The following is a 23,829-nucleotide window of genomic DNA, read 5'->3' as shown; positions in this document are numbered from 1 at the left end:
ATGCGGGGCGCGGCGCCGCCGGCGAAGCGCAGCAGACGCCGCGGTCAGGACACTAGGCGATCTTCTGCACGGCCGGCAGCAGCAGGCCGATGCGCGCCTGCGAGGTCGACTCGCCCTTGATGTCGCCGAGCTTGAGGTAGGCGGCGCCACCGGCCGCGCGTGCCAGCTCCGTCGCCGTCAGCGGGCGCACCGTGAAGGTGGCGGGCGGCTGCGCATCGGCGTGGCTGGGCAGGGTGAAGGTCGTCACGGGCATCTCTGCGTCTCCTTGTCGCTTCGGTTCCGCGCGGCACGGCCTTGCCGTCCGGCGTGACGAAGCTTGTAGGCGCGGGGCGTTTCGGCATCGCTTCGCCGGCCCGGTACACCGCTTCGCGCATTTCGCCTGCGCATCGGGTTCGTTGCGCCGGCGCCGGGACGGCGCCGGCGCAACCACCGCGTTCACTGCACGATGATACCGCGCTGCACGATGATGCCGGCCTCGGTGCCGCCACGCTGGACGATGATGCCGCGCTGCGCGCTGCGCTCGAGGATCACGCCGCCGCCGCCGCCGGCCTGGGTCATCTCCTCGGCGGTGAGTTCGCGGATAGCCGGGGTCTCGCTGGTCTTGGTCATGGTGGTCTCTCCTGTCGCTTCGGTTGAGCCCGGCCGGCCTGTCCGCCCGGTGCGAAACAAGGTGTAGCGGCGCCTCCTTGCAGGCGTGCTTCGCGCCATGCCGCGCCGTGTTTCCATCGTGGCGCGAGCGGCATCATGGCCGTTGCGATTGCTGCGCGCGGGGCGGGGCGTTGTCTCCGGCCGCAAGGCGCGCCACATGGGGGCGCATGAGCGCCTCCCCCAACGATCCCGCCGGCTGGCACGGCACCACCATCCTCTGCGTCCGGAAGGACGGGCGCGTCGCCATGGCCGGCGACGGCCAGGTTTCGCTCGGCCAGACCGTGGTGAAGGGCAATGCGCGCAAGGTGCGCCGTATCGCGCAGGGCCGCGTGCTGGCCGGCTTCGCCGGCGCCACCGCCGACGCCTTCACCCTGCTCGAGCGTCTCGAAGCCAAGCTGGAACGCTTCCCCGACCAGCTCGAACGCGCCTGCGTCGAGCTCGCCAAGGATTGGCGCACCGACCGCTACCTGCGTCGGCTGGAGGCGCTGCTGGCGGTGGCGGATGGCAAGCGCAGTCTGCTGCTCACCGGCCAGGGCGACGTGCTGGAGCCGGAGGATCCGGTGATCGGCATCGGCTCCGGCGGCAACTACGCGCTGGCCGCGGCGCGCGCGCTGGTCACGGTGGAAGGCCTCTCCGCCGAGGAGATCTGCCGCCGCGCGATGAGGATCGCCGGCGATATCTGCGTCTACACCAACGGCAACATCGTGCTGGAAGTCCTGGAATCGTGAGCGAAGCCGTCAACCTCAGCCCGCGCGAGATCGTCTCCGAGCTCGACCGCCACATCGTCGGCCAGGGCGAGGCGAAGCGCGCCGTCGCCATCGCGCTGCGCAACCGCTGGCGGCGGCAGCAGCTTCCCCCCGGGCTGCGGGAGGAGGTGGTGCCGAAGAACATCCTGATGATCGGCCCGACCGGCTGCGGCAAGACCGAGATCGCCCGCCGCCTCGCCAGGCTGGCCAATGCGCCCTTCCTGAAGGTGGAGGCGACCAAGTTCACCGAGGTCGGCTATGTCGGCCGCGACGTGGAAAGCATCGTCCGCGACCTGATCGAGGTCTCGATCACCCAGACCCGCGACGTTGCACGCCGCAACGTGCAGGCCAAGGCCGAGCTGGCGGCCGAGGAGCGCCTGGTCACCGCCCTGGTCGGCGAGGGTGCCTCCGGCGAGACGAAGATGAAGTTCCGCCGCATGCTGCGCGAAGGCCAGCTCGAATCGCGCGAGGTGGAGGTGCAGCTTGCGGATGCCGGCGGCGGCATGCCGATCGGCATGATCGACCTGCCCGGCGCGCAGGGCATCCAGATGCAGAACATGCAGGAGATGCTCGGCAAGATGTTCGGCGGCCGCACCAAGCCGCGCAAGATGAGCGTGGGCGAGGCGCGCATCGCGCTGGTGAAGGACGAGGCCGACAAGCTGCTCGACCAGGAGGCGCTGACCCGCGAGGCGGTCGCCAATGCCGAGAACAACGGCATCGTCTTCGTTGACGAGATCGACAAGGTCGCGGCGCGCGGCTCCGGCGCGGATGGCTCGGGCGGCTTCCGCGGCGGCGACGTCTCGCGCGAGGGCGTGCAGCGCGACCTGCTGCCGCTGATCGAGGGCACCACCGTCAGCACCAAGCACGGTCCGGTGAAGACCGACCACATCCTGTTCATCGCCTCGGGCGCCTTCCACATGGCCAAGCCCTCGGACCTGCTGCCGGAATTGCAGGGCCGCCTGCCGATCCGGGTGGAGCTGAAGGCGCTGACGCAGGAGGATTTCCGCCGCATCCTGACCGAGCCGGAGCATTCGCTGGTGAAGCAGTATGTCGCGCTGCTCGGCACCGAGGGCGTGGCGCTCGACATCACCGCCGACGCCGTGGATGCGATGGCCGAGCTTGCCGCCGAGATCAACGCCAGCGTCGAGAACATCGGCGCGCGTCGCTTGGCGACGGTGATGGAACGCCTGCTCGACGAGATTTCCTTCAGTGCCTCGGACCGCTCGGGCGAGGCGATCACGGTGGATGGCAAGCTGGTCCGCGACCGCGTGGCGCCGCTGGCGGCGAGCGCGGATCTGAGCCGGTTCATCTTGTAGGGCGTCATGCAGGACACGGCGATTCCCGCTTGATATCGCGGCAAGCGCGACGTTATAACTCTTGTTGACACGACGGGAGTCGGCCCGCTAGGCCGAAACGATGCATGGCGACGGTCAAGTTACGCGCAGTCGGGAATTCCGTGGGCGTCGTCCTGCCGAAGGACCTGCTGGCACGCCTCAACCTCCGCGAGGGCGACTCGTTGCACCTGGTGGAAAGCTCGGACGGCTTCCGCCTGATGCGCGCCGACCCCGATTTCGAGCGGCAGATGGAGGTCGCGCGCGACGTCATGCGCCGCCGCCGCGCCGTGCTGCGCGAACTCGCAAAGTAGCCGGCGGGCATGCTTTTCCGTGATCGAGCCGGAGTGGATCACAACTGACACAGCGCTCGCCATCCATGAGGAGCAAATCGGCGAGCATGGCGGCGCCGACGGCGTTCGCGATCATGGGCTGCTGGACAGCGCGCTGGCGCGCCCCCGGAGCGCCTGGGGATACGGCGTTCAGGACATCTGCGCGCTGGCAGCCGCGCTCGGCCATGGCATCGCCCGCAATCACCCCTTCGTGGATGGCAACAAGCGGACGGCTTATGTCGCGATGGAGACGTTTCTCCTCCTGAACGGCGTTGCGCTGCTGGCCTCCGATGCCGAGAGCGTCGTCGCCATGCTCGATCTTGCCGCCGGCGAGATGTCGGAGGAGGAGTTCGCCGACTGGCTGCGCACCCAGACAGCCGCAAGCACCTGACGGCCCTCGCGCAATCCCTGCCGCGCCACCCCATATTTGCCGACATGTCCCTCGCCACCACCCTGCCCGACCCCGCCGACCTGCCCGAAGCCGCCTGCGACGAGCTCGCCCGCGCCGTCGCCCGGCTGGAGGACATCTCCTTCGCCGCCCGCCTCGCCTCGCTCGTCGGCCAGCCGGTCGAGGCGCTGAAGAGCCGCCTGCCGCGCCCCGTGCAGGGCGCGCTCGACAGCACCGTGCGTCGTGCGCTGGCCACGGCGATGCAGGCCGCGCTGAAATCCGATCCATCCCGCCATCCGGGCGGCGTCCCATCCGCCTGGTTCCACCGCGGCATGGCGGCGGCGACCGGCGCTGCCGGCGGCGCCTTCGGCCTGCCCGGCACGCTGGTCGAGCTGCCGGTCTCCACCACGCTGCTGCTGCGCCAGATCGCCGCCATCGCGGCCGAGAACGGCGAGGACCTCGCGCGGCCCGAAGCCGCCGCCGAATGCCTCAAGGTCTTCGCCCTCGGCGGCCGCGACCCGCGCGACGACGCGGCGGAGAGCGGCTATTTCGCCGTGCGCCTGGCGCTCGCCGAGGCGCTGAAGGGCGCGGTGGGCAAGGGGCTGGCGGGCGTGATGCTGCCCGGCTTCCTCGGCGCCGTCGCCGGGCGCTTCGGTGGGCCGGTGGCGCTCAAGCTCTCGGCACAGGCGGCGCCGCTGCTCGGCGCGGCAGCGGGGGCGGGCATCAATCTCGCCTTCCTCGAGCATTTCCGCACCATCGGCGAGGGCCACTTCACCGTCCGCCGGCTCGAGCGCGTCTACGGCCCGGAGCCGGTACAGGCCGCCTATCTCGCCATCCAGGCCACGCGCGACGCCCGCTTCAACGCCTGAGCCGCCCGGCCCGCTGCGCGGGCCGCAGGGCAGTCCATTCTGCCGATGGAATCAGACCCCTCCGCGCAGCCGCGCCCAGGCCATCAGCGCCGCGTCATAGGGGATCGCCGGCACCTCCCGCAGGCGCCAGCGCCAGCGCGAGAGGCCGGCGCGCGCCGCCGGGCCGGGCGGCGGCGGCACCGGGCGGGCCGCGCGGCCGGCGAGGCGGAACAGCAGCAGCGCCCGCGGCAGGTGGTAGCGATGCGTCGCCACCCGCACCTCCCCGGCATGGCCGCGCAGCAGCGCCAGGCAGGCCAGCACCGAGGAGAGCGTATCCGTCCCCGTCGGCTCCTGCAGGATGCGCGCCGGCGGCACGCCGCCCTCCCGCAGCAGCTGCGCCATCACCGCGCTCTCCGCCGGCCCGTGCCGGCCGACCGCGCCGGTCGGCACATAGAGCGGCGGCGGCACCTGTGCCTCGCCCCAGGCCAGCGCAACCGCGACCCGTTCGGCCAGCGCACGGCTCGGCACGCCGCCCGGACCCACCGCGGCGCCGAGGATGACCACGGCGGCGCGTGGTGCGCGCGGTCCGGTCCCTGCCGTCACTCGCCTTGGGCCAGCAGCGCCGCGTCGCCGCCCGCCGCCGCCGTGTTCACGCTGACCACGCGCTCGGCGCAGAAGCGCGGCAGGTAGTGCGGCCCGCCGGCCTTCGGGCCGGTGCCCGAAAGCCCCTCGCCGCCGAAGGGCTGGCTGCCCACCACGGCGCCGACCATGTTGCGGTTCACATAGACATTCCCCGCCGGCAGCGCCGCCGCCACCCGCACCGCGAAGCCCGCGCGCCGGCTCTGCACGCCGAGCGTCAGCCCGTAGCCGCTCGCCGCGATGCCGCGCAGCAGCGCGTCAAGCCCCTCGCCGCGCCAGCGCGAGTCATTGTCCGCGCGCCATCGCACGACGTGCAGCACCGGCCCGAACACCTCCTGCGTCAGGTCCTCCGGCCGTGCGATCTCCACGATGCGCGGCGCGAGGAAGTTGCCCGGCTCCGGCGCGGGGTGGCGGAACACCTCGCGCGCGCCGGGCGGCAGCGCGGACAGCCAGCGCAGGATGCGCGCCTTCGCCTCGGCATCGATCAGCGGCCCGACATGCGTCGCCGGATCGCGCGGATCGCCGACCCGCAGCTCCGCGCAGGCGCCCGCGATCATCGCCAGCATCCGGTCCGCCGCTTCCTCCTGCACGCAGAGCAGCCGCAGCGCGGAACAGCGCTGGCCGGCGGAACGGAAGGCGCTGGCGAGCACGTCGTCGGTCACCTGCTCGGGCAGCGCGGTGGCATCCACCACCATCGGGTTGATACCGCCGGTCTCGGCGATCAGCGGCACGATCGGGCCGTCCTTCGCTGCCAGCGCGCGATGGATGGCGCGCGCCGTCGCGGTGCTGCCGGTGAAGGCGACGCCCGCAATGGCGGGATGCGCGACCAGCGCCGCGCCGGTCGCAGGCCCGCCCGGCACCAGGCGCACCACATCCGCCGGCACGCCCGCATCGTGCAGCGCCTGCACGGCGAGCGCGCCGATGCGCGGCGTCTGCGGCGCCGGCTTGGCGACCACCGCGTTGCCGGCGACCAGCGCGGCGCTGACCTGCCCGAGGAAGATCGCGAGCGGGAAGTTCCAGGGGGAGATGCAGAGGAACACGCCGCGGCCGTGCAGCGTCAGCCGGTTGCTCTCGCCGACCGGCCCGGGAAGTGCTGCCGGCGCCATCACCCGCTCCGCCTCGTCGGCGTAGAAGCGGCAGAAATCGGCGGCCTCGCGCAATTCCGCGAGAGCATCGTCGAGCGTCCGGAAGCCTTCCTCCTGGATCGCCGCGATGAAGGCGCCGCGGCGTTCCTCCAGCAGATCGGCGCAGCGGCGCAGCGCCGCGGCACGCTGCGCGACGGGCACCGCGTTCCAGCGCGGAAAGGCCGCCTGCGCCGCCTCCACCGCGCGCGCGGCCTGTGTCTCGTCGGCATCGCGCGGCGGCGGCGGCAGCGGCGGCGCGGCATCGCGCTCGGCCAGCAGCGCGGCCAGCGCCGCGGCCTCGCCGAACTCCACGCCGCGGCTGTTGCGGCGCGGACCGAACAGCGAGGGCGGCGGCTTCACGCGCGGGTGGCGCGGCGGGCCTTCGGCCATCGCCTCGGCGGGATGGCGCACCAGCCGCTCCAGCGGGATCGCGTGGTCCGCCACCGCCGCGACGAAGCCGCCATTGGCGCCGTTCTCCAGCAGGCGGCGCACCAGATAGGCCAGCAGGTCCTCATGCACGCCGACCGGCGCATAGACGCGCAGCGCCACCTCCGGCCGCGTATCGCGCAGCTTCGCGTAGAGCGCCCCGCCCATGCCGTGCAGGCGCTGGAATTCGAAGCGCTCCGCGCCCACGCCGCGCGCGGCGGCCAGCGCCAGCGCCTCCGCCACGGATCGCGCATTGTGGGTGGCGAGCTGCGGGAAGATCCGCCCCTGCCGCGCCACGTCCAGCAGCGCCGCCGCCTGGCTGATCCAGGCGAGATCGGTCGCCGCCTTGCGGGTCCAGACCGGGAAGTCGTCCAGCCCGCGTTCCTGCGCGCGCTTGATCTCGGCGTCCCAGTAGGCGCCCTTGACCAGCCGCACCATCAGCTTCCGCCGCCGCGCCGCGCTGCGTTCCGCAAGCCAGGCCACCACCGCGCCGGCGCGCTTCTGATAGGCTTGCACGGCGAGGCCCAGCCCCTCCCACCCCGCCAGGCTCTCCTCCCGCAGCAGCGCGTCGAAGACATCGAGCGAGAGCTCCAGCCGGTCGGCCTCCTCCGCATCCAGCGTCAGGTTCAGCTCGCGCGCCTTCGCCGCGCGGGCCAGCTCGATCACGTCCGGCACCAGCTCCCGCATCACGCGCTCGCGCGAGATGGCCTCGTAGCGGGGATGGATGGCGGAGAGCTTCACCGACAGGCCGGGCCGCGCGGGCAGGCTGCCGCGCGTATCGCGCCCGATCGCCTCACAGGCGGCGTGGTAGGCAGCGAGGTAGCGCCGCGCATCCTCGGCGGTGCGCGCGCCCTCGCCGAGCATGTCGAAGGAATGCCGCACGCCCTCCGGCGCCTTCGCCGCGCGGGCCAGCGCGTCCCCGATGGTCTCGCCGAGCACGAACTGCCCGCCCATCAGCCGCACCGCCCGCCGCGCCGCCGCGCGCACCGCCGGCACGCCGAGCCGGCGGGCCATCGGCGCCAGCACCCCGCCCGGCGTCTCCCCGGGCCCGACCAGCCGCGCGCCCGTGGCCAGCGCCCAGGCGGAGGCGGTGGAGGCCCAGCCCTCGGCGTGTCTCGACCAGTCGCCCTCGGCCAGCTTCTCGGCGATCAGCGCATCGGCGGTGGCGTCGTCCGGCACGCGCAGCAGCGCCTCGGCCAGCGCCATCAGCGCCAGCCCCTCCCTGGTGGAGAGCGGCCAGCCGCGCAGCACCTCCTCCACCGCCAGCGGCCCGCCGCCCTCCCGGGCGGCGGCGGCAAGGTCCAGTGCCAGCGGCACGGCCTCCGGCCGGGGCGCCGGGGCGGCGGCGAGCAGCGCGGCGCGCGCCGCCTCCTCGGGCGGGCAGAAGGGGGCGCGGAAGGGGGAAGTCGGCGGCAGTGCGTCCATGGCGGGTCCCTCTGACCCCCATATGGTCGTCACCCAACCGTCCTGCGACTTGGAGCCGGCGCCCCGAGGGGCTATCCAGCGCGCCGCCATGACCGACACATCCCAGGGCGCGCTGCCCGACCGCCTCTCCGTGGACCCGCGCAGCCCGCATCACCATGCGGAGCTGCTCCAGCGCGGCGTCGGCATCCGCTTCAACGGCGCCGAGAAGACCAATGTCGAGGAATATTGCGTCAGCGAGGGCTGGATCCGCGTTGCCGTCGGCAAGACGCTGGACCGCAAGGGCAACCCGCTGACGCTCAAGCTTCAGGGCAAGGTGGAGCCCTACCTGAAGGACCCGCCGGCGGAGGAGGGTTAGCTCCCCCGCCGTCGGAGGCTGATTAGCGGCCGCCGCCGCCGGAAGGCGTGGCCGCGCCCGAGCCTGCACCGGTGCGGCTTGCATCGCCGCTGCCGCCGCTCGCCTGCGGCGACTGCCGCCGCGGATCGTCGGCCGGGTTCACGTAGGTCAGGGTCCACGGGCCCGTGCTGTTCAGCTGGATCACCGTGTCCTCGCTGGCGAAGACGTAGTGCGCCATGCCCGGCGGCATCGCGAAGAAGCTGCCGGCCGGCAGTTCCCGGGCCTGCTCGCGGTTCATCGTCTCGCCCATGCCGAAATGCAGGGTGCCGGAGATCACCGTGACGATTTCGGGCTTCGGATGCGTGTGCGGCCGGATGGTGTAGTCCGCCGGCAGCTTGAGCCGCAGCGCGAAGAGTCCCTCCGCGCCCGGATTGCCGTACAGCACGGCGGATTGCGCGCCCTCGGGGATGGAGGGCGGGCCGGCGCGCCAGGTGATCTCCTCGGCCGTGGTGATGGTGTGCGACGGCTGGCCTTGGGTCGTCTGGGTCTGGGCAGAAGCGGCGAAGGCGGTTCCGGCGAGAACCGCGGTGCCGATCGTCAGTGCCTGGAATGCGGTCTTCATGGCGGACCTCCCGTTCATGGCCATGAATCCGATCGAACGCCGAATGCCCCGGGCAGTTGCGGTACTCCGGCGCTGACGCAGCGGCGCGCACCGGATGCGTGCGTCGGACACTGACAACTTGGGGACCGAACGGCTTCGATATGGACGCATGCCGGGCCGGCAGCATAGCCTCGCCGCGCCGGGCCAATTGGCGCCGCGATCGCGGCGGGAGAACGATCATGGGATGCTGGCTCCCGATGCGTCCGGTCGCGGTCGCGATCTGCCTCCTCCTGGCGAAGGCGGGGCTGGCGCAGCCGGATCCCGAGCTGTTGGCCCGTGGCCGCTACCTCGGCGAGGTCGTCGCCGCCTGCGGCGCCTGCCACAACACCTTCGGCGAGGGCATGCGGCCCGTCCCCGGCATGGCCCTGGCCGGCGGCCGCGTCTTCGCCGAACGCGGCTTCCGGGCCGTCGCACCGAACATCACCCAGGACCGCGAGACCGGGATCGGCGGCTGGACGGACGCGCAGATCGCCGCGGCGATCCGTGACGGCCATCGGCCCGACGGGTCGCTGATCGGACCGCCAATGCCGGTGGAATCCTACCGGGGCATCTCCGACCGCGACCTCGCCGCACTGGTCGCCTGGCTGCGCACCATTCCGCCGGTACGGCACGCGACGGAGCGTTCCCGCTATCCGTTCGCGTTGACGCCGCACGGGCCGGCCGTGGCATCGGTCCCCGACCCGCCGGCCGAGGACCCGGTGGCGCGCGGGCGCTACATCGCGGTGAACCTGGCGCACTGCATGGATTGCCACTCCGCCCAGCTCTCCGAGGGGCGGACGGACCCTGAGGGTCGCGGCGCGCGCGGCCTGGTGCTGGAAGGGCCCTGGGGCGCGGTCCAGGCCGCCAACATCAGCAGCCATCCCGAACAGGGCATCGGCCGCTGGACGGATGCGCAGATCCTGGCCGCGATCACCCGGGGCGTCTCCGCCGACGGGCGCCGGCTGGCGCCGCCGATGAGCGGGCGCGCGCCGACCTGGGCACGGATGGAGGCGCGTGACCTTGCGGACATCCTTGCCTATCTGCGCTCCCTGCCGCCACAGGACCGGTAGCGGTGGACAGGCGGCGATCCTGCGCCAATCTCCGCTGCCTACCCGAAGGAAGGAGGCGAGCATGGGATCGCATTGCACCAGGCGGGGGGTGGCGGCGGGTCTGCTGGGCCTGACCCTCGGCAGCTCCGGCGCCCTTGCCCATCACGGCTTCTCCTGGGCGGAGGGCGAGCAGACCACCCTGCGCGGCACCATCCGCGAGGTCTATGTCGGCCAGCCGCACCCGACGCTGCGCGTCGAGACGCCGGATGACGGGCTCTGGCTCGTCGAGCTGAGCAATCCCCGCCAGACCGCGCGCTCCGGCTTCTCGGCCGAGTCCGCCAGCGCCGGCGACGAGGTGGTCGCGATCGGCAACCGCTCCGCCACCCGCGGGGAGCGGCGGATGAAGGCGGTGCGCCTCACCGTGCGCGGCCGCACCTACGACATCTACCCGAACCGCATCCGGGGAAGCTGAGCGCCGCCGGCTTGGAGCTTCTGCAGGCGCTTTCGGACTGGCAGGTCGCGGCCCTGCTGCGGCGGTCGGCCATTCTCTATCCGCTGGTGAATGCGGCGCACATCCTGTGCTTCGGGCTGCTGGTCGGCGCCATCGTGACGCTCGACCTGCGCCTGCTGGGCCTGTTCCGGCGCCATCCGCTGGCGCATCTCGGCCCGCCGCTGCGGCGCATGGCCGGCGTGGGCCTCGGCCTGGCGGCGCTGACGGGCCTGCTGCTGTTCAGCACCCGGCCGGTCGCCTATGTCGAGAACCCGGCCTTCCTGGTGAAGCTCGGGCTGATCGGCCTCGGGCTGCTCAACGTCGTCCTGCTCCACCGCAACCGGCACTGGCGGCGGGCGGTGGAGGGTGGCGCGGCGCATCCTTCGGTGCGGGCCGCGGCGCTGGTGTCGCTGCTGGTCTGGACGGGCGTGGTGATCGCCGGGCGCTGGATCGGCTTCCTGCAATAGGGGCGCCGCCAAGGAGCGCCCGCCGGCCGCGATCAGCCCTTCCCGCCGAACAGTCGCCTGAGCTTCGCCCACAGCCCCTCGCCGCGGGCGGCGATCTTCTGGTGGCTCACATGCGGCCGGCGCGAGGGCGGCGGCAGCGCGCTCGCCACCGTGTGCCGCCCGGAATCGCCCGTCTCGATCAGCCGCTGTTCCAGCATCACCACCTGCGCCACCGGCTCCGGCGGGTCGCTGCGGGCCAGGCCGTCGGCGGTGGCGGCGGCATCGTCCCAGGCCTCGGCACGGCGCAGCGCATCCACCACCCGCACCGTCTGCTCGGCATCGAGCGGCGGGCCACCGCGCCACAGCGCCACCGCATCCAGCCGCCAGCTGCGCGAGAACTCGGACCGGCCGAGGTCATCGGCCACCCAGGCGGCCTGCAGCGTCGCTTCGGCCGAGGCGTGCAGCGCGCCGGTCTCCTCCAGCACCAGCGCCCAGGCCAGGAAGCGGCGGCCGAGCGGCGGGATGGAGGTGTCGGCCATCAGCGCGCGGAAGGGCGCGGCGCGCACCGCCTCGGCGGCGGCGGGGTGGGCGCGGGTGATGTCCGGCGCGCAATAGCCGCAGCCCGGGCATTGCTGGAGCCAGCGCGCCATGGTGGAGCGCACGGGCTCGCCCGGGCGCAGGTCGAGATCCGGCGGCTGCTGGGGCGGACTCGGTCGGAAAGCGGGCTGCCGGCTCTCGGTGCCACAGACGCCACAGCGAATCGTGCCGGCGGCCGCGGACCGGGACCCGGGCGAGGGGATCTCGGCCATCCCCTACAAACTAGGCAGCTTCGGGCCCGGGGCGAAGGGGGGAGAGAAGGAAACTCGTCGCGCGCGGATGAGCTGATGGCGCAACGGTCCCGCGCCCGGCACGGCACGGCCGGCGAACGGGCGCAAGCTGCGGCCGGGCGAGCGCCCGACCGGGGGCGCAGACGAGCCTTCGACGCGACGGCGCGGAAGAACACCACCATTGCCCATCCGCGGGCACGGTCGCTAAACCTGCGTCCATGCCGCGCGGCGACCTGTTCCCCGACATCGCTCCCTATGAGACGGGCCTTCTTCCCCTCTCGGGGGGGCACGTCATGTACTGGGAGCAGGTGGGCAATCCGCGCGGCCAGCCGGTGCTGTTCCTGCATGGCGGGCCCGGCGCCGGGGCCGGCGCGATCCACCGCCGCTTCTTCGACCCCGGCCACTGGCGCGTGGTGATCTTCGACCAGCGCGGGGCCGGCCGCTCCCGCCCGCTCGGCGAGCTGCGGGACAACACCACGCCCCACCTGGTTTCCGACATCGAGGTGCTGCGCCGCTTCCTCGGCATCGAGCGCTGGCTGCTGTTCGGCGGCTCCTGGGGCTCGACCCTCGCGCTGGCCTATGCCCAGGCGCATCCGCAGCGCGTCGCCGGCTGCGTGCTGCGCGGCGTCTTCCTCGGCCGGCCGAGCGAGGTGGAGTGGTTCCTCTACGGCCTGCGCCGCGTCTTCCCCGATGCCTGGAACGCCTTCGCCGAGCACATCCCGGCCAATGAGCGCGGCGACCTGCTCACCGCCTATCTGCGCCGGCTCTGCGATCCCGACCCGCTGGTGCACGGCCCCGCGGCGCGCGCCTGGAGCCTCTACGAGGGCTCCTGCTCCACCCTGCTGCCCAGCCCGGAGACGGTGGCGAGCTTCGCACAGGATCGCAGCGCGCTCGGGCTCGCGCGGATCGAGGCGCACTACTTCGCCAACCAGCTGTTCCTGCCCCCCGAGGGGCTGCTGGCCGGGATGGAGCGTCTCGGGACCATCCCGGCGGAGATCGTGCAGGGCCGCTACGACATGGTCTGCCCCTGCGACACCGCCTTCGACCTGGCCGCCGCCTGGCCACAGGCGCGGCTGACCATGGTGCCCGATGCCGGGCATTCGGCGCTGGAGCCCGGCGTGCGCACGGCGCTGGTCTCGGCCGTGGAACGGTTCCGCCGCCGGGGCTGAAGCAACCCCGACGGCGTGGGACAGCTTCGCGGTTCTGCCGGTCGGGCATCAGGCCGCTCCGGCTCGCGAGCTACTACTCTGCTGATTTTGTTGAAGGCACCGCGTCGGCGCCGACGAACCAGCGGCGCCGCCTGCCGTTGATTCGCCATGCCGCCCCGACCGGGCGGCGACCTTCGGACCGGGCTGCGGCGAAGCCGACAGCTCCCCGCGTCACCGCGGCGCCTGCCCTCGCGGGCAAGGGGGGCGAAACGGCCGTTCGGCCCGGGATCTCGGCAACAGCATACAGGTGTGATCATGACGAAGCTTGCTTCGACGACGGCGCTCGCCGCTGCGCTCGCCCTCGGGATGTCCGGCCTTGCCCATGCGCAGGCGGTGGACCCGACCGAGCCCGACAGCGCGCGCGGCGGCATCCTGGCGCAGGCAACCCAGCCCGGCACCGCCAACACCCAGCCCGGATCGCCGCCGAACCGCGGCGCGACCACCGGCACGACCACCGGCCAGGCCGGCGCAGCGGGCGGTGGCGCCGCCAGCGGCCAGCGGGCCGCAGGGCTCAGCGAAGAAGCGATCCGCGCCTCCCTGCAGGCCCGCGGCTACAGCGACATCCAAGGCCTCCAGCGCGAAGGCGACCACTTCAGGGTTCGTGAGGCCAAGCGCTACGGCGAGGATGTCTCCGACCTGCGGATCGACGCCAGCAGCGGCATGCTGCTGAACGAGAAGCAGCTGAGCGAGGCGCAGGCGCGCAACCTGCTGCGCGATCGCGGCTACACCGATATCAGCGAACTCAGCCGCGATGGCGACACGATCACCGCCAAGGCGAAGCAGGGCGACCGCCAGGTCAATGTGCGCATCAACGCCGACTCCGCGACGGTGACGCAGTTGCAGGCCAGCAATTGACCAGCGGCAGGGATGGCACGGGGCCGGGGCTGCCTGAGGGCCGCCCCGGCACAAGCGAAGGGGAGGCTTGAATGGGCGGCCTGCTGAAACTTGTCGGCGGTGCGGTCGGCCTGATCTTCCTGATCGGGCTGCTCGTGGTGGTGGGCCTGTTCGCCCTGATCTTCTGACTTGACCCCCGAAGCGTGCCTTTGTCCGACCGTACCGCCCCGATCGGTGACACGCGGACCGTTCGCCCCCCTTGCGGCGCCGCCGCGACGGGGGGCGCCTTCAGCCCTCCGCGCCGAGGCGCGGGGAGCCGATCATCGCCAGGAACTCCCGCCGCGTCGTCGGGTCGTCGCGGAAGGCGCCGAGCATGCGGCTGGTGACCATGCTCACGCCGGGCTTGTGGATGCCGCGGGTGGTCATGCACTGGTGTGCCGCCTCGATCACCACGGCGACACCCTTCGGCTTCAGCACGTCGTTGATGCAGTTCGCCACCTGCGCCGTCAGCTTCTCCTGGATCTGCAGCCGCTTGGCATAGGCCTCCAGCACGCGCGCGAGCTTGGAGATGCCGACCACGCGGCCATCCGGGATGTAGGCGATGTGCGCACGGCCGATGATCGGCACCATGTGGTGCTCGCAATGGCTTTCCAGCCGGATGTCGCGCAGCAGCACCATCTCGTCGTAGCCGTCGGTCTCCTCGAAGGAGCGGGCGAGCAGCTCGACCGGGTCGGTCTCGTAGCCGGCGAAGAATTCCTCATAGGCGCGGACGACGCGGGCGGGGGTGTCCACCAGCCCCTCGCGATCCGGATCGTCGCCGGTCCAGCGCAGCAGCGTGCGCACGGCGGCCTCGGCCTCCTCGCGGGTCGGGCGGGGCTCGGCGCTGGCCTGGTCGGCGGCGAGCGGGCGGGGCGGGGTCCGGATGTTCATGGGCACTGGTCCTTGCGCGTCGGGGCGGCAGCCTGGCGCCGCCGCATCGTGGCGCCTTCCTCGCGGCGGCAGATGGTGGCACCGCCCGATCCTGCAACGGGACACTGACGGATCGCCCGCGCCCGGCCGTGCCTGTGGCACGACGCCCGGCGCCGGAGGGCACCGCTCAATGCACCCGGCTGGTTGGCTCGTGCGGGCTGTCCAGGCTGAAGGCGGGGATCTCCACGTCGAAGGTCTCGCCGGTGGCGGAGACCACCATGTGGTAGGCGCCGCGCATGAAACCCGATGGCGTCGCCAGCGGCGTGCCGGAGGTGTATTCGAAGCTCTGCCCGGGCTCGAGCATCGGCTGCTCGCCGACCACGCCCTCGCCATGCACCTGCTGGGTGCGGCCGAGCGCGTCGGTGATCAGCCAGGTGCGCTTGAGCAGTTGCACCGTCTCCCGCCCCTGGTTGCTGATGGCGACGCGGTAGGCCCAGACATGGTGGCCGCGCTCCGGCTCCGACTGGTCGGCCAGGTAGAAGGCGCGCACGGAGACGCGGATCGCTCGGGTCGTCTGGCTGAAATCGTCGCGCATGGCGGGTTGCTCCCCGTACCCAATCTCGGGCGCTGGCCGGGCAAACTCAAGCCCGCCGCAGCGCGACGGCAAGCCCGGCGCCGACCAGCACCGCGCCCCCGGCACGGTTCAGCGCCCGGCGCAGGCCCGGCCGGCGCACCGCGCCCGAAAGCCGCGCGGCGAGCAGCGCATAGGCGGCGGCGTTGGCCGCCGCCAGGGTGACGAAGGTGGCAACCAGGATCGCCGCCTGCGTCGCGAAGGGCCGCGCCGGATCCAGGAACTGCGGCACGAAGGCGACGAAGAACACGATCCCCTTCGGATTGAGCGCGGTCACCACATAGGCCTCGCGCATCGCCCGCCGGCCGGTCAGCGGCGGCGCGGCCGCGGGATCCACCGGCGCGCGCCACATCCGCACGCCGAGCCAGACCAGGTACGCGGCACCTGCCCATTTCAGCAAGGTGAAGGCCGCCGCCGAGGTCGCCAGCACCGCGCCCAACCCGGCCAGCGAGAGCGTCATCGCGGTGAGGTCGCCGAGCGCCACGCCGGCGACCAGCGGCAGCGCGTTGCGCGCGCCACCGCCGAGCGACTGCCCGATCAACAGCAGGATGGTCGGGCCGGGGATCAGCAGCATCGCCGTCGCCGCGGCGACGAAGGCGAGCCAGGGGGCGAGGTCCATCGCGTGATCTCCTGCGCGGGCACGGCCCGCCGTGACGGAGCATGGATAGAGCATGCCCACCCGGCGCGGGCGAGTCCGCCGCCTCGCCAGGGTGTGACCCGCAAGGGCATCTGCCCTGCGGGGGCGGTGCTCAGTGTTCGCACGAGGTCGGGGAACGCGATGCCGTGCTCGTGCATTGTGGCATCGGGCTCCCGTGGCGGAGGCTATGCGCAGCCGGTGGCGGCAATGCCGCCCCCGGTGCTCGGCAACCCGCCACGGCTGCATGGAGGAAGGTCCGCATGCACCTCGATCTTCGGCTGGAGCGCGCACTGGAGCGCGTCGAACTGGTTACCGGCGTCGGCACGCGCGATGCCGGACGAATGTGTGTCATGTCGCTTGTCGCCTGCCTGGCCGGCGAGGAGCACACCGACAGCCCCGCCTGCGCCTCGCCACTGATTCGCGCCTATGCGATCCCGCTCAACGACAACATGCCGCATGCCGTGCGGCAGCGGCTGAAGGCCTTCGCGCCGCGCATCCTGGGCACGCAGGACGGGCACGATGCGATCCGCGCCGAGCTGCTGCGCCGCGCGCTGGCGGAGGAGATCCTGCCGCGGCTGGGCGGCAAGCAGCCGGCGACGCCGCGCCGCTTCGCCGCGCCGCTCTGGCGGCTGTGGTCCATGCTCGGCATGCGCCGGCTGGAGCGCGAGGCGGAGTGGATGATGGATCGCGCCGTGGCGTTGGCCGATGGCGCCGACATGGCGCGCGCGGTCGCCGCCGCCGGCGCGGTCGGGCGCCTGCTGGCCCGTGCGGCGCGGGAAGCGCCAGACCCTCGCGAGGCGGAGCGGCTGTGGGATCTCGCGGTCGGGCTGCTGGACCGCATGTGCGAGGTCGGCACCCACCGCCAGGCCCCGCACACCGCCTGGGCCGCCCGGCTGGAGCAGGTGTTCGAGGCCCGCGGCCTGAAGGGCGCGTCGCTGGACGCTGCCAGGCTCTAGCCTCCCGGCCTTGTCCCGGGGGCGCATCGCGCGCCCCTTCCTTTGCGGCCCGGCGCGACGGTCACCAGGAGGTGACCGTCGCGTTGGCGCGCCCACTTCCGTCCGCCAGCGCACAAAGCGTTTGACGACGCGGCTCGCGCATGCCTAGCCTCTGTTCGTATCTGGATCATCCGTTCAAATGCGAACGCCCGGCAGGGGCGTGCGGAACGGAGAGGTCGGGCAGGAGCAGGCCGGCGGGGCTCGCCCGTCGTCGCGCAAGGGCAGGACGCGCATCGTGGCATCACCTGCGCTCGAGCTGAAGGCCGTCACCCGCCGCTTCCCGGCGCGGGATCGTGCCGCACCGCCCTTCACCGCGATCGAGCGCCTCAGCTTCCAGGTCGGCGAGGGTGAGTTCGTGGCGCTGGTCGGCCCCTCGGGCTGCGGCAAGTCCACGGTGCTGAACCTGGTCGCCGGCCTCGACCGGCCGAGCGAGGGCGAGGTGTTCCTCGGCGCCGAGCAGGTGACCGGGCCGAACAGCCATGTCGGCTTCATGCTGCAGAAGGACCTGCTGCTGCCCTGGCGCAGCATCCGCCGCAACGTCGAGTTCGGGCTGGAGGCGCGCGGCCTGACGCGGGAGGAGCGCGCCGCGCGCATCGCCCGCGAGCTGCGCCGCTGCCGCCTGACCGAATTCGCCGACCGCTACCCGCACCAGCTCTCCGGAGGCCAGCGCCAGCGCGCCGCCCTCGCCCGCACGCTCGCCATAGACCCTGCTCTGGTGCTGCTGGACGAGCCGTTCAGCGCGCTGGACGCGCAGACGAAGATCCTGCTGCAGCGCAGCTTCGCCCAGACCATCGCCGCCTCCGGCGTGACCACCCTGCTGATCACTCACGACCTGAACGAGGCGGTTGCGATGTCCGACCGCATCCTGGTGATGAGCGAGCGGCCGGGCCGCGTCGTCGAGGAGATCACGGTCGGCCTGCCCGACCGCGACAACCCGGTGGCGCGCCAGTCCATGCCGCGCGCGCTGGAGCTGATGCGCCACCTGCTGCACGCGCTGCACCTGGACGACCGCGTGGACGCATGACGAATCTTCCTCCCCCGCAGATGGGTGAGGGTCGGGGTGGGGAGCCCCTATGCCGCAAACAACGGGAGACAGGGACATGAAGATCAGCCGCCGCACGCTTCTCGGCGCCACGCTCGCGCTGCCCGCGCTCAGGCCGGCCGGCGCCCAGGAAGCCGTGACCTACCTGCTGCCCGCGCCGCCCTTCCTGCCCGCCTTCGCGCCGCACCAGATCGCACTGAAGCGCGGCTACTACGAAGGGCTGAACGTCACCTTCCAGATGGGCCAGGGCGGCGCCAATGTCGCCACCCAGGTCGGCACCGGCAACGTGCCGCTCGGCGGCGCGGTGGGCGACACCACCATGATCGTGCGCGCCAACGGCGTGCCGGTGCGCGCGGTGGCGCTGCTCGGCGGCCGCTCGCTGTTCCACATCGCGGCCCGCAAGGCGGCGGGCATTGGCGGCATCCCGGCGCTGCGCGGCAAGCGCGTCGGCGTCATCGGCTTCCAGGACAGCGGCTTCTACGCGCTGCTCGGCGTGCTGGCGGCGCATGGCATGCGGCGAACCGACCTGCAGGTGCAGGCGGTGGGCCCGGCCGGCGTGATGCAGCTGATGATCGCCGGCAGCCTGGATGCCATCGTCTCCGTCCCCGAATGGACCGACGCCATCCAGTCCGCGAATGTCGAGGTGGACAGCTTCGACATGAACGAATTCTTCCCGGCGATGGCGCAGGTGGTGATGAGCTCCGACACCACCATCCAGCGCCGCCCCGCGGTGGTGCGCGCCTTCGTCCGCGGCGTGCTGCGCGCGGTGCAGGACTGCATGGACGACCCCGCCGCCGCGACGCGCGACTATGTCGCGCAGGTGCCGCAGCACCAGGGCAAGGAAGCCGCGATCGAGCGCATCATCCGCCGCTACGCGACCGAAGTGTACCCGAGCCAGCAGGGTGTGCCACTCGGCCGCTTCGATCCGGCGCGCATGCAGACGGTGCAGCGCTTCTATCTCGACAACGAGATCGTCCGCACCGCGGTGCCGGTGGACCAGCTCTTCACCAACGCGTTCGTCGGCTGATGGGCGTCGCGGCGGAACCCCGCGCGGCGCCGAAGCCGAGCCGCGCCTTCGGCGCCCCGCGCCGCATCCGGCTCGACGGCCTGGCGCTGCCGGCCGCGACGCTCGCCGTCGCGGCGGTGGTGCTGCTGGCGTGGGAGTTCCTGCCGCCCGCGCTCGGCGTGCAGAAATACGTCATCCCCACGGTCAGCGACATGGCGGGCGAGATGGGCCGCATGTGGGTGGCGGAGGACCTGCTGATGCACACCGCCTCGACCGCGCTCTGGGCGGTGGTGGGCTTCCTCGCCGGCGCGCTGTTCGGCGCGGCGTTCGGCTACCTGCTCGGCCTCTCGCCCTTGTGGGAGAAGGTGCTCTCGCCCTATCTGCTCGGCCTGCAGATCGCGCCGAAGGTGGCCTTCGCGCCGCTGTTCATCATGTGGTTCGGCTACAACGCCACGCCGAAGCTGCTGGTGACCGTGCTGATCGTGTTCTTCCCGATCCTGGTCAACGTGCTGCAATCCATGCGCGTCGCAGACCGCGACCTGGTGAACCTGGCGCGCGCCTATTCCATGTCCAGGGCGCAGGTGTTCTGGAAGGTGCTGTTCCCCTCCTCCATGCCGGCGCTGATGGCCGGCCTGCGCATTGGCGCGACGCTGGCGGTGATCGGCATCACGGTGGGCGAGGTGGTCGGCAGCCAGGTCGGCCTCGGCTACCTCATCACCTTCGGCACCGGCTCCGCCAACACGGCGATGGTGTTCAACGCCATCATCCTGCTGACCGCGATCGGCATCGCGATGTACTGGGCGGTCGCCGCCATCGAATCGCGCGTGCTGCACTACATCCCGCGCGCGGTGCAATGATGGGCGCGCTGGAAGGCCGCACCGTGCTGGTCACCGGCGCCGCCCGCGGCGTCGGCCGCGCCATCGCCGAAGCCTGCGCCGAGGCCGGCGCGCGCCTGGTGCTGGCCGATGTGCTGGAGGAGCAGGGCCGCGCCACCGCGGCCGGGCTGCTGGCCCGCTTCGTGCGGGTTGACCTCGCCGACCCCGACAGCATCGCGGTCATGGCCGACGACATCGCCCGCCACGAAGGCGACCTGCACGGGCTGGTCAACAACGCCGCCATCGCCACCGGAATCGGCGGCCCGGAGTACGACGCCATCGAGATCGGCTCCTGGGACCGCGTGATGCAGGTGAATGTCCGCGGCACCTGGCTGGTCACCCGCGCCTGCGGCCCGATGCTGTGCGCCTCCGGCAGCGGCCGCGTGGTGAACCTGGCCTCCGACACCGCGCTGTGGGGCGCGCCGCGGCTGCTCGCCTATGTCGCGAGCAAGGGCGCGGTGATCTCGATGACGCGAAGCCTGGCGCGCGAGATGGGTCCGCGCGGCGTCGGCGTCACCGCCGTGGCACCCGGCATCCTGCGCAACGAGGCCACCGACTACGTCCCCGCCGAGCGGCATCGCCTCTACGAGACCGGCCGCGCCGCGCCCGGCCCGATGACGCCGGAGGACATCGCGCCGACCATCGTGTTCCTGCTCACCCCCGGCGCGCTGGCGCTCACCGGCCAGCTGCTGCCGGTCAATGCGGGCTTCGTCTTCACATGAGCGCGGCGGAGGCGGACGCCTATCTGTCGCCGCCGGTGCAGCGTGCCACGCGCCTGCTGCGCCGCATCGCGGAGGGCGATACCGTCGCCAACATGTCGCGCACCGCGCGCGCGCTCGACATCAGCCGCACCACCCTGCTGCGCCTGCTGCACACGCTGCAGGCCGAACGCTTCATCGAGCCGCGTGGCGCGGAAGGCGGCTGGCGCATCGGCGCGGCGCTGATCGGCCTCGCCGCCCGCGCCTCCGAGGATGTGACGGAGGCCGCGCTGCCGGTGCTGACGCGGCTCGCGGAGACGCTCGGCCTCTCCGCCCATCTCGGCGTGCTGGACGGGCGGGAGGTGGTGTACCTCGTCCGCCGCACGCCGAACCTCTCCTTCGCCAGCAACATCCGCGTCGGCTCCCGCCTGCCGGCCCATGCGGCGAACATGGGCCGCATCATCCTGGCGCACCTGCCGGCGGAGGAGGTGCGGCGCCTCTATGCCGGCGCGCCGATGCCGCCCGCCACCGCGCATACCGCGACGACGCTCGACGGCCTGCTCGCCCGCCTCGCCGAGGATCGCGCCGCCGGCCTCGCCTGGAGCGAGGGGCATTACGAGCCCGGCATCGCCTCGGTCGCCGCCGTGGTGCGCGATGCCGCAGCGCGGCCCGTCGCGGCCATCAATGTCAGCGGCCAGGTGGCGAGCTTCGCCAGCGCCGAGCAGCGCGTGCGCATCGGGGCGGCACTGGCCGAAGCGGCCGCCGAGATCAGCACCCGGCTCGGCTTCACCGGCGCGGCGGCGCGCAAGGCATTGGAGGCGGTGGCGTGAATCTCGGCTATGAAGGCCGCGTGGCGGTCGTCACTGGTGGCAGTTCCGGCATCGGGCTCGCCGCCGCGCGGCTGCTGCTGACGGAGGGCGCACGCGTGGCGATCTGCGGGCGCGATGCGGCACGCCTCGATGCCGCGCGCGCGGCACTCGGCGGCGGCGACCGGCTGCTGGCGATGCGCTGCGACGTGCTGGAGAAGGCTGAGGTCGCCGCCTTTGCGGAGTCCGTCGCCGGATGGGGCGGCGGCGTGCTGGACCTGCTGGTGAACAATGCCGGCCAGGGCCGCGTCTCCACCTTCGCCACCACCTCGGACGAGGATTGGCGGCAGGAGCTGGAGCTGAAGTTCTTCAGCCAGGTCCTGCCGATCCGCGCCTTCCGCCCGCTGCTGGACAAGAGCGACGCGCCCGCCATCGTCGGCGTGAATTCCCTACTGGCGGTGCAGCCGGAGCGCCACATGGTCTGCACCTCCGCGGCACGGGCCGGCGTGCAGAGCCTGCTGAAATCGCTCGCCGGCGAATTCGCGCCGCGCATCCGGGTGAACTCCGTCCTGCTCGGGCTGGTCGAGTCCGGCCAGTGGCAGCGCCGCTTCGAAGCGCGCGCGGACAAGGCGGAGACGCGCGAGGCCTGGTTCGCCCGGCTGGCGCGCGAGAAGGGCATCCCGCTCGAGCGCCTCGGCCAGCCGGAGGAGCCCGCACGGGCCATCCTGTTCCTCGGCTCGCCGGCGGCGAGCTACATCACCGGCGCCAGCCTCGAGGTCTCGGGCGGCGTCTCGCGGCACATCTGACAGGGAACGCCATGGACGGCAGCGCAGCGACGCTGGAGCAACCGGTCGGCGACCTGATCGCCGCGGCGCTCGCCGATCTCGGCGTGACGCATGCCTTCGGCGTGATCTCCATCCACAACATGCCGATCCTGGACGCCATCGCGCGCCAGGGCCGCATCCGCTTCGTCCCTGCGCGCGGCGAGGCGGGTGCGATGAACATGGCCGATGCACATGCGCGGGTCACGCGTCGCCTGGGCGTCTGCATCACCTCCACCGGCACCGCCGCGGGCAATGCGGCGGGCGCGCAGGTGGAGGCGCTGACCGCAGGCAGCCCCGTGCTGCACATCACCAGCCAGATCGACCGCCCCTTCATGGATCGCGACCGCGCCGCCATCCACGACGTGCCGCGCCAGCCGGACATGTTGCGGGCGATCAGCAAGCAGGTGGTGCGCGCCTGGGAACCCGCCAACGCGGTGGATGCGCTGCTGGCCGCCGCACAGGCCGCGCTCTCGGCGCCCGCCGGCCCCGTCTCGCTGGAGATCCCGGTCGACGTGCAGCGGCTGAAGGCGCGACCGCGCGCGACGCCCGCGCGAATCGCGCCGCAGCTGGTGGTGCCCGATCCCGCGCTGCTCGACGAACTCGCGCGGATGCTGCTGCTCGCCGCGCGCCCGATGCTCTGGCTAGGCGGCGGCACGCGCGGCGCGGCCGAGGCGGCGACCGCCCTGGTCGAGCGGGGCGTCGCGGCGGTGACCAGCACCAATGGCCGCGCCGTGGTGCCGGAAGGCCATCGCTGGAGTCTCGGCGCCTTCAACATGACGCCCGATGCGCAGGCGATCTACGAGCGGTCGGACCTGATGCTCGTCATCGGCTCGCGCCTGCGCGGCAACGAGACGCGCAACAATGCCATGCGGCTGCCGCGCCTGGCGCAGGCCGATGCGGACGCCAGCCAGGCCGGCCGCAACTATCCGGTGGAGTTCTTCCTCGCCGGGGATGCGCGGCTGGTGCTGGAAGGGCTGCTCGCACGGCTTCCGGCGAAGCTGGCGACGGATGCCGCCTTCCTCGACGCCATCGCCCCCGCGCGTGAGCGCAGCGAGGCGGCACTGAAGACGGCGCTCGGCCCCTATGCGGCGGTGGCGGATGCGATCTCGGCGCGCGTGCAGGCGCAACGCCTGCCCTGGGTGCGCGACGTCACCATCGCCAACTCCACCTTCGGCAATCGCTACGTGCGCCTTGCCGCGCCGCATCTCGGCGTGCATGCGCTCGGCGGCGGCATCGGCCAGGGCATCGGCATGGGAATCGGCGCCGGGCTCGCCGGCTGCGGGAAGGCGGTGACGCTGGTCGGCGACGGTGCGGCGCAGCTCTCGCTCGGCGAGCTGGCGACCGCGGTGGAGGCGCAGGCGGAGACCGTCTTCGTCCTGATGAACGACCGCGGCTATGGCGTGATCCGCAACATCCAGGATGCGCAGTATGGCGGCCGCCAGCACTACGCTTCCATCCTCACGCCGGATTTCTCGCTGGTCTGCCAGGCGATGACGCTGCCGCATCTCCGCATCGCCCGCGCCGAGGATTTTCCCGCCGCGCTGGATGCGGCCCTCGCCGCACCGGGCCCGCATATGATCGAACTGGACATGATCGCCATCGGCCCCTTCGCGGAGAGCTTCGCCGGCCCGCCCGCCGGTGCCGCCGGCAGCGTGCGCTGAGAGGAGAGAC

28 protein-coding genes are annotated in these 23,829 nt (G+C 72.7%); 19 read left to right on the top strand and 9 right to left on the bottom strand.

Annotation, left to right across the window (positions count from 1 at the left end):
* Positions 1-52: 52 nt before the first annotated feature.
* Positions 53-253, bottom strand: a complete 201-nt coding sequence (locus tag ACESM1_RS16145) for a hypothetical protein (RefSeq protein WP_372621729.1) — start codon at positions 251-253, stop codon at positions 53-55.
* A 182-nt stretch (positions 254-435) separates the two neighbouring features.
* Positions 436-609: a hypothetical protein gene (locus ACESM1_RS16140; protein ID WP_372621728.1), complete on the bottom strand. Its 174-nt coding sequence runs from the start codon at positions 607-609 to the stop codon at positions 436-438.
* A gap of 206 nt (positions 610-815) precedes the next feature.
* On the opposite strand from ACESM1_RS16140, the gene hslV reads away from it, so the two are divergent.
* From hslV to ACESM1_RS16115, 5 genes are all read left to right on the top strand, one after another.
* Positions 816-1,376: an ATP-dependent protease subunit HslV gene (hslV, locus tag ACESM1_RS16135; protein ID WP_372621726.1), complete on the top strand. Its 561-nt coding sequence runs from the start codon at positions 816-818 to the stop codon at positions 1,374-1,376.
* Positions 1,373-2,710, top strand: a complete 1,338-nt coding sequence (gene hslU / locus ACESM1_RS16130) for an ATP-dependent protease ATPase subunit HslU (protein WP_372621725.1) — start codon at positions 1,373-1,375, stop codon at positions 2,708-2,710. The genes hslV and hslU overlap by 4 nt, the downstream gene beginning before the upstream one ends.
* Positions 2,711-2,814: 104 nt before the next feature.
* Positions 2,815-3,039, top strand: coding sequence for an AbrB/MazE/SpoVT family DNA-binding domain-containing protein (locus ACESM1_RS16125; RefSeq protein ID WP_372621723.1), 225 nt, complete (start codon positions 2,815-2,817; stop codon positions 3,037-3,039).
* Between the two features lie 19 nt (positions 3,040-3,058).
* The gene (locus ACESM1_RS16120; protein ID WP_372621721.1) at positions 3,059-3,448 is read left to right on the top strand and encodes a type II toxin-antitoxin system death-on-curing family toxin; all 390 of its coding nucleotides are present in this window, start codon (positions 3,059-3,061) and stop codon (positions 3,446-3,448) included.
* A gap of 44 nt (positions 3,449-3,492) precedes the next feature.
* The gene (locus ACESM1_RS16115; protein ID WP_372621720.1) at positions 3,493-4,314 is read left to right on the top strand and encodes an EcsC family protein; all 822 of its coding nucleotides are present in this window, start codon (positions 3,493-3,495) and stop codon (positions 4,312-4,314) included.
* A gap of 51 nt (positions 4,315-4,365) precedes the next feature.
* Here the strand turns inward: ACESM1_RS16115 and ACESM1_RS16110 are convergent, their stop codons facing one another.
* Together ACESM1_RS16110 and ACESM1_RS16105 are read right to left on the bottom strand one after the other, a co-directional pair.
* Positions 4,366-4,896 carry a YdcF family protein gene (locus tag ACESM1_RS16110; protein WP_372621718.1) on the bottom strand — a complete coding sequence of 177 codons (531 nt, stop codon included), beginning with the start codon at positions 4,894-4,896 and terminating at the stop codon, positions 4,366-4,368.
* The gene (locus tag ACESM1_RS16105) at positions 4,893-7,907 is read right to left on the bottom strand and encodes an L-glutamate gamma-semialdehyde dehydrogenase (protein WP_372621716.1); all 3,015 of its coding nucleotides are present in this window, start codon (positions 7,905-7,907) and stop codon (positions 4,893-4,895) included. Before ACESM1_RS16105 ends, ACESM1_RS16110 begins: the two co-directional genes overlap by 4 nt.
* A gap of 88 nt (positions 7,908-7,995) precedes the next feature.
* Between ACESM1_RS16105 and ACESM1_RS16100 the strand changes: the two genes are divergently transcribed.
* Complete coding sequence (locus tag ACESM1_RS16100; protein WP_372621714.1) at positions 7,996-8,262, top strand: DUF3297 family protein; 267 nt, start codon at positions 7,996-7,998, stop codon at positions 8,260-8,262.
* A gap of 22 nt (positions 8,263-8,284) precedes the next feature.
* On the opposite strand, the gene ACESM1_RS16095 is transcribed toward ACESM1_RS16100, so the two are convergent.
* The gene (locus ACESM1_RS16095) at positions 8,285-8,863 is read right to left on the bottom strand and encodes a cupin domain-containing protein (protein ID WP_372621713.1); all 579 of its coding nucleotides are present in this window, start codon (positions 8,861-8,863) and stop codon (positions 8,285-8,287) included.
* 236 nt (positions 8,864-9,099) lie between these two features.
* Here ACESM1_RS16095 and ACESM1_RS16090 point away from each other — a divergent pair, with 236 nt between their 5' ends.
* The 3 genes from ACESM1_RS16090 (at position 9,100) to ACESM1_RS16080 (ending at position 10,887) form a co-directional block, all read left to right on the top strand.
* On the top strand, positions 9,100-9,951 hold the full coding sequence (locus tag ACESM1_RS16090) for a c-type cytochrome (protein WP_372621711.1): 852 nt from the start codon (positions 9,100-9,102) through the stop codon (positions 9,949-9,951).
* Between the two features lie 61 nt (positions 9,952-10,012).
* The gene (locus tag ACESM1_RS16085; protein ID WP_372621709.1) at positions 10,013-10,402 is read left to right on the top strand and encodes a DUF6152 family protein; all 390 of its coding nucleotides are present in this window, start codon (positions 10,013-10,015) and stop codon (positions 10,400-10,402) included.
* Between the two features lie 11 nt (positions 10,403-10,413).
* Entirely contained in the window at positions 10,414-10,887 is a 474-nt protein-coding gene (locus ACESM1_RS16080) for a DUF6644 family protein (protein WP_372621707.1), read from the top strand.
* A gap of 32 nt (positions 10,888-10,919) precedes the next feature.
* Here the strand turns inward: ACESM1_RS16080 and ACESM1_RS16075 are convergent, their stop codons facing one another.
* Entirely contained in the window at positions 10,920-11,516 is a 597-nt protein-coding gene (locus tag ACESM1_RS16075; RefSeq protein WP_372621705.1) for a hypothetical protein, read from the bottom strand.
* A 395-nt stretch (positions 11,517-11,911) separates the two neighbouring features.
* Here ACESM1_RS16075 and pip point away from each other — a divergent pair, with 395 nt between their 5' ends.
* The gene (pip, locus tag ACESM1_RS16070; protein ID WP_372621703.1) at positions 11,912-12,862 is read left to right on the top strand and encodes a prolyl aminopeptidase; all 951 of its coding nucleotides are present in this window, start codon (positions 11,912-11,914) and stop codon (positions 12,860-12,862) included.
* Positions 12,863-13,234: 372 nt separating this feature from the next.
* Entirely contained in the window at positions 13,235-13,756 is a 522-nt protein-coding gene (locus ACESM1_RS16065; protein WP_372621701.1) for a hypothetical protein, read from the top strand.
* Between the two features lie 267 nt (positions 13,757-14,023).
* Here ACESM1_RS16065 and folE read toward each other — a convergent pair whose 3' ends face one another.
* The 3 genes from folE to ACESM1_RS16050 form a co-directional block, all read right to left on the bottom strand.
* Positions 14,024-14,665 carry a GTP cyclohydrolase I FolE gene (gene folE, locus ACESM1_RS16060; RefSeq protein WP_372621699.1) on the bottom strand — a complete coding sequence of 214 codons (642 nt, stop codon included), beginning with the start codon at positions 14,663-14,665 and terminating at the stop codon, positions 14,024-14,026.
* A gap of 166 nt (positions 14,666-14,831) precedes the next feature.
* A complete protein-coding gene (gene apaG, locus ACESM1_RS16055; protein ID WP_372621697.1) occupies positions 14,832-15,239 on the bottom strand; it encodes a Co2+/Mg2+ efflux protein ApaG in 408 nt (135 codons plus the stop codon).
* 46 nt (positions 15,240-15,285) lie between these two features.
* Positions 15,286-15,894, bottom strand: coding sequence for a LysE family translocator (locus tag ACESM1_RS16050; protein ID WP_372621695.1), 609 nt, complete (start codon positions 15,892-15,894; stop codon positions 15,286-15,288).
* 278 nt (positions 15,895-16,172) lie between these two features.
* Here ACESM1_RS16050 and ACESM1_RS16045 point away from each other — a divergent pair, with 278 nt between their 5' ends.
* From ACESM1_RS16045 to ACESM1_RS16010, 8 genes are all read left to right on the top strand, one after another.
* A complete protein-coding gene (locus ACESM1_RS16045; protein WP_372621694.1) occupies positions 16,173-16,868 on the top strand; it encodes a hypothetical protein in 696 nt (231 codons plus the stop codon).
* Positions 16,869-17,142: 274 nt separating this feature from the next.
* Positions 17,143-17,931 carry an ABC transporter ATP-binding protein gene (locus ACESM1_RS16040; protein ID WP_372621692.1) on the top strand — a complete coding sequence of 263 codons (789 nt, stop codon included), beginning with the start codon at positions 17,143-17,145 and terminating at the stop codon, positions 17,929-17,931.
* A gap of 76 nt (positions 17,932-18,007) precedes the next feature.
* Positions 18,008-18,976 (top strand): ABC transporter substrate-binding protein, encoded by a 969-nt coding sequence (locus ACESM1_RS16035; RefSeq protein WP_372621690.1) that lies wholly within the window; start codon positions 18,008-18,010, stop codon positions 18,974-18,976.
* Positions 18,976-19,812: an ABC transporter permease gene (locus ACESM1_RS16030; protein WP_372621688.1), complete on the top strand. Its 837-nt coding sequence runs from the start codon at positions 18,976-18,978 to the stop codon at positions 19,810-19,812. The genes ACESM1_RS16035 and ACESM1_RS16030 overlap by 1 nt, the downstream gene beginning before the upstream one ends.
* Entirely contained in the window at positions 19,809-20,552 is a 744-nt protein-coding gene (locus tag ACESM1_RS16025; RefSeq protein ID WP_372621686.1) for an SDR family oxidoreductase, read from the top strand. The genes ACESM1_RS16030 and ACESM1_RS16025 overlap by 4 nt, the downstream gene beginning before the upstream one ends.
* Positions 20,549-21,358 carry an IclR family transcriptional regulator gene (locus ACESM1_RS16020; RefSeq protein WP_372621684.1) on the top strand — a complete coding sequence of 270 codons (810 nt, stop codon included), beginning with the start codon at positions 20,549-20,551 and terminating at the stop codon, positions 21,356-21,358. The genes ACESM1_RS16025 and ACESM1_RS16020 overlap by 4 nt, the downstream gene beginning before the upstream one ends.
* Positions 21,355-22,140: an SDR family oxidoreductase gene (locus tag ACESM1_RS16015; protein WP_372621682.1), complete on the top strand. Its 786-nt coding sequence runs from the start codon at positions 21,355-21,357 to the stop codon at positions 22,138-22,140. The genes ACESM1_RS16020 and ACESM1_RS16015 overlap by 4 nt, the downstream gene beginning before the upstream one ends.
* 11 nt (positions 22,141-22,151) lie before the next feature.
* Entirely contained in the window at positions 22,152-23,819 is a 1,668-nt protein-coding gene (locus ACESM1_RS16010) for a thiamine pyrophosphate-binding protein (protein ID WP_372621680.1), read from the top strand.
* Positions 23,820-23,829: the final 10 nt, after the last annotated feature.

It is taken from the genome of Falsiroseomonas sp. (assembly GCF_041690465.1).
Taxonomy (GTDB): domain Bacteria; phylum Pseudomonadota; class Alphaproteobacteria; order Acetobacterales; family Acetobacteraceae; genus Falsiroseomonas.
The sequence above is the reverse complement of the archived record's forward strand: the minus strand, read 5'-3'. Positions and strand labels throughout refer to the sequence as shown.

Coding starts and splice junctions, on each gene's coding strand:
- ACESM1_RS16145 (WP_372621729.1), bottom strand. CDS start 253: ATGCCCGTGACGACCTTCACCCTGCCCAGCCACGCCGATGCGCAGCCG.
- ACESM1_RS16140 (WP_372621728.1), bottom strand. CDS start 609: ATGACCAAGACCAGCGAGACCCCGGCTATCCGCGAACTCACCGCCGAG.
- hslV (WP_372621726.1), top strand. CDS start 816: ATGAGCGCCTCCCCCAACGATCCCGCCGGCTGGCACGGCACCACCATC.
- ACESM1_RS16125 (WP_372621723.1), top strand. CDS start 2,815: ATGGCGACGGTCAAGTTACGCGCAGTCGGGAATTCCGTGGGCGTCGTC.
- ACESM1_RS16115 (WP_372621720.1), top strand. CDS start 3,493: ATGTCCCTCGCCACCACCCTGCCCGACCCCGCCGACCTGCCCGAAGCC.
- ACESM1_RS16105 (WP_372621716.1), bottom strand. CDS start 7,907: ATGGACGCACTGCCGCCGACTTCCCCCTTCCGCGCCCCCTTCTGCCCG.
- ACESM1_RS16100 (WP_372621714.1), top strand. CDS start 7,996: ATGACCGACACATCCCAGGGCGCGCTGCCCGACCGCCTCTCCGTGGAC.
- ACESM1_RS16095 (WP_372621713.1), bottom strand. CDS start 8,863: ATGAAGACCGCATTCCAGGCACTGACGATCGGCACCGCGGTTCTCGCC.
- ACESM1_RS16090 (WP_372621711.1), top strand. CDS start 9,100: ATGCGTCCGGTCGCGGTCGCGATCTGCCTCCTCCTGGCGAAGGCGGGG.
- ACESM1_RS16085 (WP_372621709.1), top strand. CDS start 10,013: ATGGGATCGCATTGCACCAGGCGGGGGGTGGCGGCGGGTCTGCTGGGC.
- ACESM1_RS16075 (WP_372621705.1), bottom strand. CDS start 11,516: ATGGCGCGCTGGCTCCAGCAATGCCCGGGCTGCGGCTATTGCGCGCCG.
- pip (WP_372621703.1), top strand. CDS start 11,912: ATGCCGCGCGGCGACCTGTTCCCCGACATCGCTCCCTATGAGACGGGC.
- folE (WP_372621699.1), bottom strand. CDS start 14,665: ATGAACATCCGGACCCCGCCCCGCCCGCTCGCCGCCGACCAGGCCAGC.
- apaG (WP_372621697.1), bottom strand. CDS start 15,239: ATGCGCGACGATTTCAGCCAGACGACCCGAGCGATCCGCGTCTCCGTG.
- ACESM1_RS16050 (WP_372621695.1), bottom strand. CDS start 15,894: ATGGACCTCGCCCCCTGGCTCGCCTTCGTCGCCGCGGCGACGGCGATG.
- ACESM1_RS16045 (WP_372621694.1), top strand. CDS start 16,173: ATGCACCTCGATCTTCGGCTGGAGCGCGCACTGGAGCGCGTCGAACTG.
- ACESM1_RS16035 (WP_372621690.1), top strand. CDS start 18,008: ATGAAGATCAGCCGCCGCACGCTTCTCGGCGCCACGCTCGCGCTGCCC.
- ACESM1_RS16030 (WP_372621688.1), top strand. CDS start 18,976: ATGGGCGTCGCGGCGGAACCCCGCGCGGCGCCGAAGCCGAGCCGCGCC.
- ACESM1_RS16025 (WP_372621686.1), top strand. CDS start 19,809: ATGATGGGCGCGCTGGAAGGCCGCACCGTGCTGGTCACCGGCGCCGCC.
- ACESM1_RS16020 (WP_372621684.1), top strand. CDS start 20,549: ATGAGCGCGGCGGAGGCGGACGCCTATCTGTCGCCGCCGGTGCAGCGT.
- ACESM1_RS16010 (WP_372621680.1), top strand. CDS start 22,152: ATGGACGGCAGCGCAGCGACGCTGGAGCAACCGGTCGGCGACCTGATC.